Genomic DNA, 12,420 nt, shown 5'->3' with positions numbered 1-12,420 from the left:
GGATTGGTGTGGTGGGGCGCAACGGGGACGGGAAGTCGACGTTGTTGCAGGTGCTGGCTCGGCGTGAGGAGCCGGACAGTGGGCGGATCACGCACAACCGGGATCTGCGGCTGGGGTTCTTGGGGCAGACGGATGAGTTGGATCCGGAGCTGAGCGTTCTCCATGCGGTGCTGGGGGATGTGGAGACCTATACGTGGGCGGCTGATCCGCGGGCACGGTCGGTGATGAAGCACTTGCTGGGCGAGGTCGACCTTGAGGCCAAGGTGGGCACGTTGAGCGGTGGGGAGCGGCGGCGGACGTCGTTGGCGAAGTTGCTGATGACCGAGGTCGATCTGCTGGTGCTGGACGAGCCGACGAACCACCTGGACATCGAGGCGGTGAACTGGCTGGCTCAGCATGTGGTGGACCGGGCCGGAGCGCTCGTCGTGGTGACACACGACCGGTGGTTCCTGGACGCGGTGTGCACCAATACGTGGGAGGTGCAGGGCGGCAACATCTCGTCGTACGAGGGCGGGTACGCCGCTTATGTGCTGGCTAAGGCGGAGCGGACGCGGAGCTCTCAGGTCACTGAGGTCAAGCGGCAGAACCTCCTGAAGAAGGAGCTGGCGTGGTTGCGGCGCGGGGCGCCGGCGCGGACGAGTAAGCCGAAGTTCCGGATCGATGCCGCGAACGAGTTGATCGCGAACGAGCCGGAGCCGCGGGACAAGCTGGCGTTGTCGAAGCTGGCGACGGCGCGGCTGGGCAAGGACGTGTTCGACGCGGAGGACGTGAGCCTGAAGTTCGGCGATCGCGTCATGCTCGACCACGTCACCTTCCGGCTCGGCCCGGCCGACCGGATCGGCCTGCTCGGGCCGAACGGTGCCGGCAAGACGACGTTCCTGAAGGTGCTGACCGGGCTGCTGCCGCCGGACCACGGTCTGGTGAAGCAGGGCAAGACGGTCCGGGTGGCCAACCTGTCGCAGCATCTCGAGGAGATCGACGGGTCGGTGACGGTCCTCGATCACATCAGCGCCATCAAGAACACGGCGGCGCTGGCCGGCCACGGTGGCGAGATGACGAGCTCGCAGTTGCTGGAGCGGTTCGGGTTCAGCGGCGACCGGCTGACGACGCGGATCTCGGATCTGTCCGGCGGTGAGCGGCGGCGGCTGCAGTTGCTGCGGATCCTGCTGGACGAGCCGAACGTGCTGATTCTCGATGAGCCGACCAACGACCTGGACGTCGAGACGCTGACTGTGCTGGAGGACTTCCTCGACAGCTGGCCGGGCGTCGTCGTCACGGTCACCCACGACCGGTACTTCCTGGAGCGGGTCAGCGACATGGTCTACGCGATCATGGGCGACGGCCGGGTCCGGCATCTGCCGCGCGGGGTCGACCAGTACATCGAAGATCTCGACGCGGGCGGGAACGTTCGCCGTACGGCGCCGGACGCGAAACCCGACGAGAGCATCGCGCCGGCCGAACCGGGGCCGGTGGTCGACGCGGCCGCGGTGCGGGCGGCGAAGAAGGACCTGAACCGGATCGAGCGGCAGATCTCGAAGATCGCCCAGTCCGAGGCGAAGCTGCACGACCAGATCGCGGCGAACGCGAGCAACTACGGGAAGCTCGCCGAGCTGGACGCCGAACTCCGCAAGCTCGGCGACGAACGCGGTGAGCTGGAAACGGCCTGGTTCGATGCGGCGGAACGCGCGGAATAAAACTCCGCAGTAATATCCGCCGCGTATTCCGGTTGGCCTGAATGGCCGTAGATCTGATCAAATGCAGCGGGCGAAAGTTAAGGCGCCGCGCCCTCCGATCCCCTGTGATTCGGAGGGCACGACACCTTTGGGTGAGCGGGCCCCGTGCCGATCGGCGTTGTCCGAGCCCCGAGCCCCGGACACCACACGATCGCTTTCGGCGAACCACCTCTAGCCGCCGAAGTCACCGTATGTATTGACGTTTCGTAGTCGATTCACCACCGACAGTAAGGACCCTAGTGGTTTCGGTCACTCAGTGTCGATAGTGGTCCGCTACAGCAGTCTCTCGATCTCGTTGCAACTAGCAACGATTCGGGAGATGCGAAGTGACGGTCTGCGGTTTCGCAGAATTGCAGCAGAATTCTGCGAAATGTGTATACAAAAAAGTCAGTGCTTTTCCAGGTCGAACGGCCGCACGAGTTCGCGCAGCAGGTGTGCGATCCGGGCCTGATCCCGCCCGCTGATCGCTGCGAGCAGTTGCCGCTCGTGGGTCAGCAAATCGGCCATGGCCGCATCTACCGCGTCCCGGCCGGCGTCGGTCAGCTGGACCAGTACGCCGCGCCGGTCGCCCGGATCGGGGAGTCGCTCGACCAGGCCGCGAGCGGTGAGCCGGTCGACCCGGTTCGTCATCGTCCCCGACGTCACCAGGGTCTCCTTCAGGAGCTTGCCGGGAGACAGTTGGTACGGCGATCCGGCCCGCCGCAACGCCGCCAGTACGTCGAACTCCCACGACTCGAGTCCGTGGGTCTCGAAGGCTTGGCTGCGAGCCCGATCCAGGTGCCGCGCGAGCCGGCTGACCCGCGACAGGACCTCCATCGGGGTCACGTCGAGGTCCGGACGCTCCCGGCGCCAGGCTTCGAGCAGCCGGTCGACCTCGTCTTCCATGCTCGTGAGCGTACGCCATCAAGAGTCTTGACATCAAGAGACCCGGGCGCGCTAAAGTATCTCGACGTCAAGATAAATCCTGAAAGCTGAGGTGCAGCATGCGCACGTCCCCCGTCTGGAGCCCCGAGCAGTACGGCACGTACGCCGACGAGCGCGGTCGCCCGTTCGCCGACCTGGTCGGCCGCATCCACGCCGACAACGTCAAGACCGTTGTCGACCTCGGCTGTGGCCCGGGCGCGCTCACCGCGACGCTGCGGGAAGCGTGGCCGACGGCAACGATCGTCGGACTCGACAGCTCCCCGCAGATGATCGAGGCAGCCGCTCAGTACGCCGATGACCACCTCAGCTTCGGCTTGGCCGACGTACGGGAGTGGTCTGCGCCTGAGGGCAGCCTCGACGTGATCGTCACGAACGCGACCCTGCAATGGATCCCCGACCACCTCGATCTGCTGCCCGGCTTCGTCAAGGCACTTCGCCCCGGCGGCTGGCTCGCGATCCAGATCCCCGGCAACGGCAACGCACCCTCGCACGCGATCCTCCGTGAGCTCGCTGCCAAGGACCCGTACGCCGAGTTCGCGCGCGAGCGTTCGTTGCGCCCCGACGTGCCTGGTCCGGCCGACTATGTCGACGTACTGAGCGCTGAGGGTTGTGCCGTGGATGCGTGGGAGACGACGTACTTCCACCTGCTGCAAGGCGATAACGCCGTACTGGAGTGGGTGAAGGGGACCGGCGCGCGGCCGGTGCTGCAGTCGCTGCCGGACGAGCTGCGCAAAGACTTCGAGGCCGAGTACGGCGCTCGGCTGGCCGAGGCCTATCCGCAACGCGACTACGGCACGCTGCTGCCGTTCCGCCGGATCTTCGCGGTAGCGAGGAAGCTATGAGACTCGACCACGTGCAGGTCTCCTGCCCTCCCGGCGGCGAGGATGTCGCCCGAGCGTTCTACTGCGACGCGCTCGGGATGATCGAGCTGGAGAAGCCCGAACTGCTCAAACCCCGCGGTGGTTGCTGGTTCCGCCTGGGCGACGCCGAGATCCATGTCGGCGTCGAGCAGGACTTCCACCCAGCCAAGAAGGCTCATCCCGCGCTGGCCGTTGCCGACCTTGACGGCCTGGCCGCGCAGCTGGCAGCGAAAGGCTATTCCGTTGCCTGGGACAACGAAACGATCCCGGGCCGAAGACGGTTTCACACCGCCGACGGCCACGGGAATCGGATCGAAATCGTCTAGTAGTACAGCGGCTCGCCCAGCCCCCTCAAGCCGGGCGAGCCGCTAGCTAGGTGTTACTCGGTGGCCAACGCCCCCGCCGGTGCGACCTTCGCGGCCCGGCGAGCAGGCAGGACCGAGGCGAGCAGCCCGGCCACGGCAGCGATCGCCGCGATCGTGACCAGCAACCCGACCGGTACGGCGTACTCGACGCTGCCGTCCTTCGTCTGACCACCCATCAGTGCGCTCGTTCCCGCCCAGCCGTAGATCAGCCCGAGCGCGATTCCGAGGCCGGCGGCAACTAGTGCCATCAGCAACGATTCGATCGCGAGCATGCTGCGCAGCTGACGCCGGGTCAGACCCATTGCCCGCAGCAACGCGTTCTCCCGGGTGCGCTCCAGCACCGACAGGCTCAGCGTGTTCCCGACGCCGACCAGAGCGATCAGGACCGAGACTCCGAGCAGACCGATCCCGACGGCCAGCAGGACATCGAAGATCTTCGTGTACGCCGTCCGCTTGGCCAGACCGCCGCTCACTGACAGCTCCTTCACCGACGGCAGCGACTGGCTCACCGAGTCGATGACTTCGGCGCCGTCAGCCTTCGGGTCCGAGGCCAGCCAGTACCCGGTGGTCGGCGCGTTCGGCGCCAGCTTGGCCAGGTCGGTCGCAGTCAGGTTGAACGGCTCCAGGCCGAGCCCGATCTTGAGCGTCACCGGGAGCGAGTTCTTCCCGGAGACGATCGTGACCTTAGCGCCCTCCTTCAGGCCCAGCCGGTGCAGCGTGCCGTAGTCGACCAGCGCCGTACCGGGCTTGAGGCTGTCGGCCAGTCCCGGGTTGTGGATGACCGAGCCGGCCGTGGCCTGGTCGATCCCGGTGACCTGGTACTCCTCGCCCTTGGTCTTGATGGTGACCGTCTTGATCGGGACCACCGCAGTGATGCCCTTGATCGCCTTGAGTTGCTGCTCCGCACCGGCCGGCAGTTTTTCGTTGTAGGTGGCAACCGTCAGGTCGACCGGGTACTGACCGTCCATCGACACGTCGAACGTCTTGCGGACCGAGGCGATCCCGACACAGGTCATGCTGATCAGCGTCACGCCGATGAGCAGGGCCGCGGTGGTGGCCGCCGTCCGCTTCGGGTTCCGGACTGCGTTGGCCACGGCGATCCGCGCCGGTACGCCGGTCCTGGCCGGCAGCGCGCCGAGAACCTTGATCAGGGCCGGTACGAGCAGAGTCCCGACCGCGAGCATGCCGAGGAACGAGATCACGCCACCGCCGACGCCGACAGGCACGTTCTGCTGACCGGCGCCGTACGCGAGCAGTGCGCCGCCGCCGCCGAGCAGCATGAAGCCGAAGATGAGCCGAAGCACGCCACGCTTGGATGCGGCGGCCGGTGCGGACTCAGGCCGAAGCGCGGCCAGCGGGGCAACCTTGGTCGCCCGGCGAGCCGGTACGACGGCTGCCACGATGGTGGCGACGGTTCCGAGCAGCAGCGGCAGGAAGATCGACGACAGATCGAGGTGCAGCGACACCGGCGGGATGCCCCAGTCGAACTCACGCGACAGAGCGAGCGCCAGCGCCGACAGCGCGATCCCGAAGACCACACCGATCGCGGAGGCGATCACACCGACCACGGTCGCCTCGGCGAGCACCGAGGAGAACACCTGGCGCTTGGAGGCGCCGACGCAGCGCAGCAGCGCCATCTCGCGGGTCCGCTGGGCGATCACGATCGTGAAGGTATTGCTGATCACCAGGCAGGCGACGAAGAGCGCGATGACGGCGAACATGCCGAACACGCCGCCCAGGACGTCGATCCCGTTGGTGTAGTTCTTGATCTCGTGCTCGATCCACGCCTTGCCGGTGTACACCTCGATATCGGCCGAGAGCGTCTTCTGGACAGCATCAGCCACCGCCTGCTGGCTCATCCCGTCCTTGCCGGCCACGGCCAGCGCCTGGATGTACCCGCCCGGCTCGAACAGCTTCACCGCAGCCAGTGTCGCGACCGCAGCGCCCTGACCGAAGGCGCTCTTGTCGTCGATCAGGCCGACGACCTTCACGGTGAAGGACTTCTTGTCGTACGACGTGATCCGCAGCGACTGGCCGACAACGACCTTGTACTTGGCCGCGAGCTTGTTCGGCAGCGCGATCTCGTCGTTCGCGGTCGGCAGCTTCCCGCCCGCCAGACTCGGTACGGCGATCTTGGTGGTGTTCTGCAGGGCGTCGATCGGGATCGAGTCCGGCCGGATGACACCCGGGAAGGCCACCTCCATGTAGGCGGTTGTCTTCGGAACAACCTCCGCGACCTCGGGAAGGGCCTTGGCCTTCGCGACGTCGGTGGGCTTGAGCTCGGCGCGGTTGGGGTACGCGTAGGCGTCAACACCCTTGTACTGCGCACCGATCGTCTCGTCGATGCCGTGCGAGGCAGAGCTGTGTGCGGTCATCGCCAGGGCGCCGAAACCGACCCCCAGCACGATCGCCAGACATGCGGCGACCAGGCGGCCCATGTGGGCACGCAACGAAGAGAGCAGCGAACGGCGCACGTCAGGCCCCCAGCTGGCGCAGCGCGTCGAGAACAGTCTCCGGCTTCGGGTCGTACAGCTCGCCGGCAAGCTTGCCGTCGGCAAGCATCACGACGCGGTCGGCGTACGACGCGGCCAGCGGATCGTGGGTCACCATCACCACGGTCTGCCCGAACTCGCGGACACTGCGGCGCAGGAAGCCGAGGACCTCGGCGCCGGAGCGCGAGTCCAGGTTTCCGGTCGGCTCGTCAGCGAAGACGACCTCCGGCCGCCCGACCAGGGCGCGGGCCACGGCGACGCGCTGCTGCTGACCGCCGGAAAGCTCCGACGGGCGGTGCGTGAGACGGTCCTTCAGGCCCAGTACGTCGACCAGTGTCGCCAGCCACTCCTGGTCGGGCTTGCGGCTACCGAGCTCGAGCGGGAGCAGGATGTTGTCCTTCGCGGACAGCATCGGCAGCAGGTTGAAGGACTGGAAGACGAAACCGATCCGGTCCCGGCGGATCTTGGTCAGCTCCGAGTCCGGGAGCTGGGTCAGCTCCGTCTCGCCGAGCAGCACCTGCCCGCCGGTCGGCGTGTCCAGACCGGCCAGGCAGTGCATCAGCGTGGACTTGCCCGAGCCGGAAGGGCCCATGATCGCGGTGAAGTTGCCGACCGCGAAGTCGACCGACACACCGTCCAGCGCTGCCACGGCCGTGTCGCCCTGGCCGTACACCTTGCGCAGTTCGTGGGCGCGGATCGCCGTACGGGGCATCCCGTCCTGCGGCAGTCGCCCTGCCGCAAGCTCACCGGTCTGCAAACTCATGTCACTCCCTGATTCCATCGACAGGCCCGCCCTGCCATGTACTCAAGGTAGTGAAATCCGTACTCCGGTACGTCGTCCCACGGACCGTATTCCGCGTAGTACCTGGGTATTACTTGGCGGCGCGCACGAGTCCCGTCTCGTACCCGAGAACGACGAGGGCGACCCGGTCGCGCAGGCCGGTCTTGGCCAGGATGCGGCCGATGTGGGTCTTGACCGTTGCCTCGGACAACGTGAACAGCGTGGCGATCTCGGTGTTCGACAGACCGCGCGCGACCTCGAGCAGCACCTCGCGTTCACGGGCGGTCAGATTGTCGAGATCCGGTCGCTCGACACCCTGGTCGGGCAGCGCCCCGGCGAAATGCTCCAGCAGGCGTCGCGTCGTACTGGGGGAGACGACGGCGTCGCCGGAGTGCACCTGACGGATCGCGGACAGCAGATCGGCCGGCGGAGTGTTCTTGAGCAGGAAGCCGGCCGCGCCGGCCTTGATCGCGGCGAACGCGTACTCGTCGAGGTCGAAGGTGGTCAGCACGATCACCTTCGGTGCCTGCGGCAACGACTGCAGCTGGGCAGTCGCCTGAACGCCGTCCAGGCGCGGCATCCGGACGTCCATCAGGACGACGTCGCACGCCGTCACCGAGATCTTCTCGACCGCCTCGCCGCCGTCACCGGCCTGCCCGACCACCCGCATGTCCGGCTGGGAGTCCACGAGCATCGTGAAGCCGGCCCGGACCAGCTCCTGGTCGTCCACCAGGAACACCCGGATCACATCTTCAGACTCGGTCACGCCACTCCTCCGTTGGGCAGGTTGTACGGGAGCTTGGCGATCACCTCGTAACCGCCACCCGCCTTCGGCCCCGCGTTCACCGTACCGCCCGAGACCGATGCCCGTTGCAGCATCCCCACCAGGCCGTGACCGGGTTCCGAGCTCGGAGCGACCCCACCACCGCGGCCGTCGTCGGTGACCACCACGGTCAGCAGGTCGCGCCCGAAGTCCAGGCTGACCGAGGTCTGCGCGCCGGGCCCGGCGTGTTTCAGCGTGTTGGTCAGGCCCTCCTGAACGATCCGGTACGCCGTCAGTCCGAGCAGCGCGGGGAGATCGCGGGGCGTGCCGGTGACCTGGTAGTCGACCGACAGGCCGGCCTCGCGGACGTTCTCGATCAACTCGGGGAGGCTGGAGACGCCCGGCTGAGGACGCGGCTGGTTCGGGTCCAGCTCGTTCTGTTCGTCGGCCTTGAGCAGGCCGAGCATCTTGCGCATCTCGGTGAGGCTCGCGCGACCGGTGTCGCCGATCGTGGCCAGAGCCTTCTTGGCGGCTTCGGGGGACTGATCGGCTGCGTACAGACCGCCGTCGGCCTGGACGATCATGATCGACAGACCGTGCGCGACCACGTCGTGGATCTCGCGGGCGATCCGGGTGCGCTCGGCCGAGACAGCGAGTTTGGATTCGCGATCGCGGGTGCGTTCCGCCTGGACAGCGCGTTCCTCGAGTTGAGCGACGTACAGGCCTCTGGTGCGGCGGCGTTCACCGATCGCCCAGACGCCGAAGACAAGGGCACCGAGCGCGACCATGATCGTCAGTTGCTCGCGCCAGTCGGAGCTCGCGTAGTAGCGCGAGGTGGCCATCAGTACGCCGAGACCGCCGATGCCGAGCGCGATCCGGCTGAAGCGGATGTCGCCGTACACGGAGATTGCGTAGAGGGCGACCAGGAGGCCGATATTGCCCGGTTGCAGTTGCACGTTGGCGAGCCACTGCAGGACGGCGAGCGCGGAGACGGCGAAGAAGACGGCCTCAGGGTGGGTGCGGCGCCAGATCAGCGGGAAGACCATCGCCAACCCGACCACGCCGCCCAGTTGCGCGTAGGCCAGGCCGAGGAAGCCTGCCGACACGAACAGGGCGCCCGCGAACATCAGATCGAACGCTTTGCTCCGGGCAGGCAGCGGCCGCGCGGTCAGTAACCCCGTCATGCGAGCCAGCGTACGGCGGCCGAGGTGGGTTGCGAGTCATGCCACGGGCGGATGTCGTCGTACGACTGGGGTCGGCGGACTCCAGACACTCACCAACTCCGCGGGACGGGATTGGCGCACGCTCAGCCCGGGCGCACCGAGGCCGATTTCCCGAGTTTGGTGAGTGGGGGCGGTCCGCTACTTGTGCGGGCGGGTCGAGAGGACCGGCTTCAGCTCCAGACCCGAGAGGCCGTTCCAGGCGAGGTTGACCAGGTGGGCGGCCACGTCCTGCTTGCGGGGGCGGCGGGCGTCGAGCCACCACTGACCGGTGAGCGCGACCATGCCGACCAGCATCTGGGCGTACATCGGCGCGTTCTTCGGGTCCAGGCCGCGGCGCTTGAAGTTCTCCGCGAGGATGTGCTCGACCCTGGTCCCGACGTCGCTCAGGATCGAGACGAACGAGCCCGTCGCCGACCCGACCGGCGAATCCCTGACCAGGATCCGGAAACCGTCGGAGTTGTGCTCGATGTAGTCGAGGAGCGCCAGCGCGGCCTGCTCGACGAGTTCGTGCGCGCGGCCCGCGGTCAGTGACTGGGTGACACCGTCGAGCAGTGCGCGCACCTCGCGGTCCACGACGACGGCGTACAGGCCCTCTTTGCCGCCGAAGTGTTCGTACACAACCGGCTTGGAGACCTCGGACCGGGCGGCGATCTCCTCCACCGACGTCGCCTCGTAGCCCTTCTGGGCGAACAGGCCCCGGGCGACGGTGATCAGCTGCTCGCGACGGTCGGCACTGGTCATCCGGACTCGGCCGGTCCGTCGCGGCTTGGGTTCCGTCACGTCGAGATCACGTCTGCATCATGCCGCATTCCGGGTGTTGCTTGCGGGAGTTTTACGGTCAGACCGCTTTCAGAGTACGGCGGGACTCGTCCTGCCGGCGTGCTTCCAGGCGTTCCTTGACCGGCCAGCGGACGTCGCTCACCCAGCCCGCCTTCTCGAAGACCCAGATCGTCCGGGCCGAGGTGTCGAGCTGTCCTTTGAGCACACCGTGCCGCGCGCAGGTCGGATCCGAGTGGTGCAGGTTGTGCCACGACTCGCCCTGGCTCAGGATCGCCAGCCACCACACGTTGCCCGACTTGTCCCGGCTCTTGAACGGCCGGTCGCCGATCGTGTGACAGATCGAGTTGATCGACCAGGTCACGTGGTGCAGCAGCGCGATCCGGACCAGGCTGGCCCAGAAGAACGCGGTCAGCGCGCCCTCCCACGACCAGGACCACAGCCCACCGATCACAGCCGGCAGCAGCAGCGACACGATCACCAGGAACGGGAACATCCGCGAGACCCGGACGATGTCCTTGTCCTTCAGCAGATCCGGCGCGTACTGCCGCTGCGGCGTCTGCTCGGTATCGAACAACCAGCCCACGTGCGCGTGGAAGAAGCCCTTGGTCAGCGCACCGATCGTGTTCCCGTACTTCCACGGGCTGTGCGGGTCGCCGTCGCGGTCGGAGAACTTGTGGTGCTTGCGATGATCGGCCACCCACCGAACCACCGGCCCCTCAATGGCGAGCGAACCCGCGATCGCCAGCGCGTACTTCAGCGGCCGATTCGGCTTGAACGACTTGTGCGTGAACAACCGGTGGAACCCGATCGAGATCCCGTGCCCCGAGAGCGTGTAGAACACCACCGCGAGCACGATGTCCCGCCAGCCCAGGAATCCGCCCCAAGCAAGCGGAACTGCCGCCAGCACCGCCAGGAACGGGATCCCGATGAACAGCGCCAGCGCGACCTGCTCCCAGACGTGCTTCTGCTCACCCCCGAGCGTCCCCGTGTCGATGTCGAGCCCGTCGGTCGTCGTACGACCCGGCGCCTCCGGCGCGGCAACGGCAGGTGGAGTCATCAGCATTACCCCTCGATCGAAGGACGGCTTACCTACGCAACCGTAACCTACGGCCCCGTAGGTAAGGAACCCCTCAGCTGATGGCTGACCCCGCCCATGGCAGACTGTCCGGGCAACCACGATCCCCCGTGGGGTAATCGGCAGCCCGCGAGACTTTGAATCTCGAAGACCAGGATCGAAACCTGGTGGGGGAGCGCGAAGAACCCCCAGGTCAGAGAGCTTCTGGCTTGGGGGTTCTGTCATGTCAGGCCGGGCTTGCTAACGCTTCTGCTAACGCTCTTGAGCGGCGAAGTACGTGCGGAGGCGCTGGGCGTAGGGCTCGCGTTCGGCGCGGGTGGCGGGTTGTGAGGTGGCGGGTGTTGTAGAGGTTGTCGCCGGGGTAGCGCGGGAAGACGTGCACGTGGTGATGCCACGCGTCCTGGTAACCAGCCGGCTCGTTGTGCTGCCGGGTCGAGACCCCCTCGCACCCATACGTCGTACGGATGGCGATGGCGATCTCACGCACCGCGTCGTGGACGGCATGCCCATCCGCCGCGGGTAGGTCGTACAGGTTCTCGTGGTGCGCATTCGGTACGACGAGCACGTGGCCGACGTTATTCGGCCACCACCGCGACGCGACGAACGCGGTCGCCCGCGCGGTCCGCAAGACCACGTCCTGCTGGCTGGTCAGGTCGTCCTCGCCCCCGCCCACCACCAAGCAGAGCGGACACTCGTAACCCTGCGGCTCATGATTGAACACAGCATTCCTCCGCTAGCTGGCAACCTGGTCGCGGGCTGGCAGCAGATCCAGCCCGTTGCACCGAGTGTGAGGCGTGTGCGGTGTTGGGTCAGGCGTGATGCTGCTGAGTGGAAACTTCATGTCGCTCCGCGCACAAAAGTGTCCACAAAGGCTAGGTGCGCAAGGGAGAACGTGCCGTTGCCAGTCGGGCGTCGTACAGGGGTTCGGCGGCCGTGATGCGGAGGTTCATGGTCTGCTGTTGCGGACGAAGCCGAGTTCGTTGCCGTCGGGGTCGGCGATGGTGAACTTGCGGGTGCCGTACGGGGTGTCGAAGAGGGGCTCGACGACGGTGGCCTGGTCTTTGAGGGTGGCCCAGAGGGTGTCGGGGTCGTCGACGGTGAAGTTGAAGCGGCCGCCTCGGCCCTCGGCTTCCATTACCGCGAAGGTGGCGCCGGAGTGCGTGCTGAAGTGGGCGTAGTTCGGGGACTCCGGCGGCCAGTAGGCCTCCACCTCGAAGCCCAGAACCGTTGTGTACCAATGGACGGCGGCCTGGAGATCGGCGACGTTGGCGCGGACGTGCTCGAGCCGGGTTCCATTCATTTCGCAAGACTGCCATAGGAATCGCGCCTACGCTGGGGAAATGCGGTATTACGAGGTTGAGGCTCGGGATGTTTATCGGCGGGTTGTGGGGGAGGGGCGGTCGCAGTGGAGTGAGGTTTTTGAG

General features: G+C 66.8%; 12 protein-coding genes and 1 tRNA gene. 4 read left to right on the top strand and 9 right to left on the bottom strand.

Annotation, left to right across the window (positions count from 1 at the left end; genetic code table 11):
• Nucleotides 1-1,694 (top strand): ABC-F family ATP-binding cassette domain-containing protein (locus E1263_RS39480; RefSeq protein WP_132177088.1); only part of this gene is annotated, 1,694 nt, incomplete at its 5' end.
• 426 nt (nucleotides 1,695-2,120) lie between these two features.
• Here E1263_RS39480 and E1263_RS39475 read toward each other — a convergent pair.
• Complete coding sequence (locus tag E1263_RS39475; protein WP_132177086.1) at nucleotides 2,121-2,618, bottom strand: MarR family winged helix-turn-helix transcriptional regulator; 498 nt, start codon at nucleotides 2,616-2,618, stop codon at nucleotides 2,121-2,123.
• Nucleotides 2,619-2,716: 98 nt separating this feature from the next.
• Here E1263_RS39475 and E1263_RS39470 point away from each other — a divergent pair, with 98 nt between their 5' ends.
• Together E1263_RS39470 and E1263_RS39465 are read left to right on the top strand one after the other, a co-directional pair.
• Entirely contained in the window at nucleotides 2,717-3,499 is a 783-nt protein-coding gene (locus E1263_RS39470; RefSeq protein ID WP_132177084.1) for a methyltransferase domain-containing protein, read from the top strand.
• A complete protein-coding gene (locus E1263_RS39465) occupies nucleotides 3,496-3,843 on the top strand; it encodes a VOC family protein (RefSeq protein WP_132177082.1) in 348 nt (115 codons plus the stop codon). The genes E1263_RS39470 and E1263_RS39465 overlap by 4 nt, the downstream gene beginning before the upstream one ends.
• A gap of 53 nt (nucleotides 3,844-3,896) precedes the next feature.
• Here E1263_RS39465 and E1263_RS39460 read toward each other — a convergent pair whose 3' ends face one another.
• The 6 genes from E1263_RS39460 to E1263_RS39435 form a co-directional block, all read right to left on the bottom strand.
• The gene (locus E1263_RS39460) at nucleotides 3,897-6,356 is read right to left on the bottom strand and encodes an ABC transporter permease (protein ID WP_132177080.1); all 2,460 of its coding nucleotides are present in this window, start codon (nucleotides 6,354-6,356) and stop codon (nucleotides 3,897-3,899) included.
• Nucleotide 6,357: 1 nt separating this feature from the next.
• The gene (locus tag E1263_RS39455; RefSeq protein ID WP_202869277.1) at nucleotides 6,358-7,086 is read right to left on the bottom strand and encodes an ABC transporter ATP-binding protein; all 729 of its coding nucleotides are present in this window, start codon (nucleotides 7,084-7,086) and stop codon (nucleotides 6,358-6,360) included.
• 160 nt (nucleotides 7,087-7,246) lie between these two features.
• Nucleotides 7,247-7,921 (bottom strand): response regulator transcription factor, encoded by a 675-nt coding sequence (locus E1263_RS39450; protein WP_132177076.1) that lies wholly within the window; start codon nucleotides 7,919-7,921, stop codon nucleotides 7,247-7,249.
• On the bottom strand, nucleotides 7,918-9,102 hold the full coding sequence (locus E1263_RS39445; protein ID WP_132177074.1) for a sensor histidine kinase: 1,185 nt from the start codon (nucleotides 9,100-9,102) through the stop codon (nucleotides 7,918-7,920). Before E1263_RS39445 ends, E1263_RS39450 begins: the two co-directional genes overlap by 4 nt.
• A 177-nt stretch (nucleotides 9,103-9,279) precedes the next feature.
• Nucleotides 9,280-9,921: a TetR/AcrR family transcriptional regulator gene (locus tag E1263_RS39440; RefSeq protein ID WP_238161985.1), complete on the bottom strand. Its 642-nt coding sequence runs from the start codon at nucleotides 9,919-9,921 to the stop codon at nucleotides 9,280-9,282.
• Between the two features lie 58 nt (nucleotides 9,922-9,979).
• Nucleotides 9,980-10,978: an acyl-CoA desaturase gene (locus E1263_RS39435; RefSeq protein ID WP_202869276.1), complete on the bottom strand. Its 999-nt coding sequence runs from the start codon at nucleotides 10,976-10,978 to the stop codon at nucleotides 9,980-9,982.
• Nucleotides 10,979-11,100: 122 nt separating this feature from the next.
• Here E1263_RS39435 and E1263_RS43025 point away from each other — a divergent pair.
• Nucleotides 11,101-11,172, top strand: a tRNA-Gln gene (locus tag E1263_RS43025).
• Nucleotides 11,173-11,222: 50 nt separating this feature from the next.
• On the opposite strand, the gene E1263_RS39430 is transcribed toward E1263_RS43025, so the two are convergent.
• Entirely contained in the window at nucleotides 11,223-11,717 is a 495-nt protein-coding gene (locus tag E1263_RS39430; protein WP_202869275.1) for an HIT family protein, read from the bottom strand.
• 225 nt (nucleotides 11,718-11,942) lie between these two features.
• Nucleotides 11,943-12,296 carry a VOC family protein gene (locus E1263_RS39425; protein ID WP_132177070.1) on the bottom strand — a complete coding sequence of 118 codons (354 nt, stop codon included), beginning with the start codon at nucleotides 12,294-12,296 and terminating at the stop codon, nucleotides 11,943-11,945.
• Nucleotides 12,297-12,420: the final 124 nt, after the last annotated feature.

Origin of the sequence: Kribbella antibiotica, from assembly GCF_004349055.1 — a bacterium.
Lineage (GTDB): Bacteria > Actinomycetota > Actinomycetes > Propionibacteriales > Kribbellaceae > Kribbella > Kribbella antibiotica.
Note: the sequence above shows the minus strand (reverse complement) of the source record. Positions and strands in the feature narration are given on the sequence as shown.

What these genes read in the sequence shown, in the direction of transcription:
- E1263_RS39475 (WP_132177086.1), bottom strand. Translation starts at nt 2,618, where the DNA reads ATGGAAGACGAGGTCGACCGGCTGCTCGAAGCCTGGCGCCGGGAGCGT.
- E1263_RS39445 (WP_132177074.1), bottom strand. Translation starts at nt 9,102, where the DNA reads ATGACGGGGTTACTGACCGCGCGGCCGCTGCCTGCCCGGAGCAAAGCG.
- E1263_RS39455 (WP_202869277.1), bottom strand. Translation starts at nt 7,086, where the DNA reads ATGCCCCGTACGGCGATCCGCGCCCACGAACTGCGCAAGGTGTACGGC.
- E1263_RS39470 (WP_132177084.1), top strand. Translation starts at nt 2,717, where the DNA reads ATGCGCACGTCCCCCGTCTGGAGCCCCGAGCAGTACGGCACGTACGCC.
- E1263_RS39465 (WP_132177082.1), top strand. Translation starts at nt 3,496, where the DNA reads ATGAGACTCGACCACGTGCAGGTCTCCTGCCCTCCCGGCGGCGAGGAT.
- E1263_RS39435 (WP_202869276.1), bottom strand. Translation starts at nt 10,978, where the DNA reads ATGACTCCACCTGCCGTTGCCGCGCCGGAGGCGCCGGGTCGTACGACG.
- E1263_RS39425 (WP_132177070.1), bottom strand. Translation starts at nt 12,296, where the DNA reads ATGAATGGAACCCGGCTCGAGCACGTCCGCGCCAACGTCGCCGATCTC.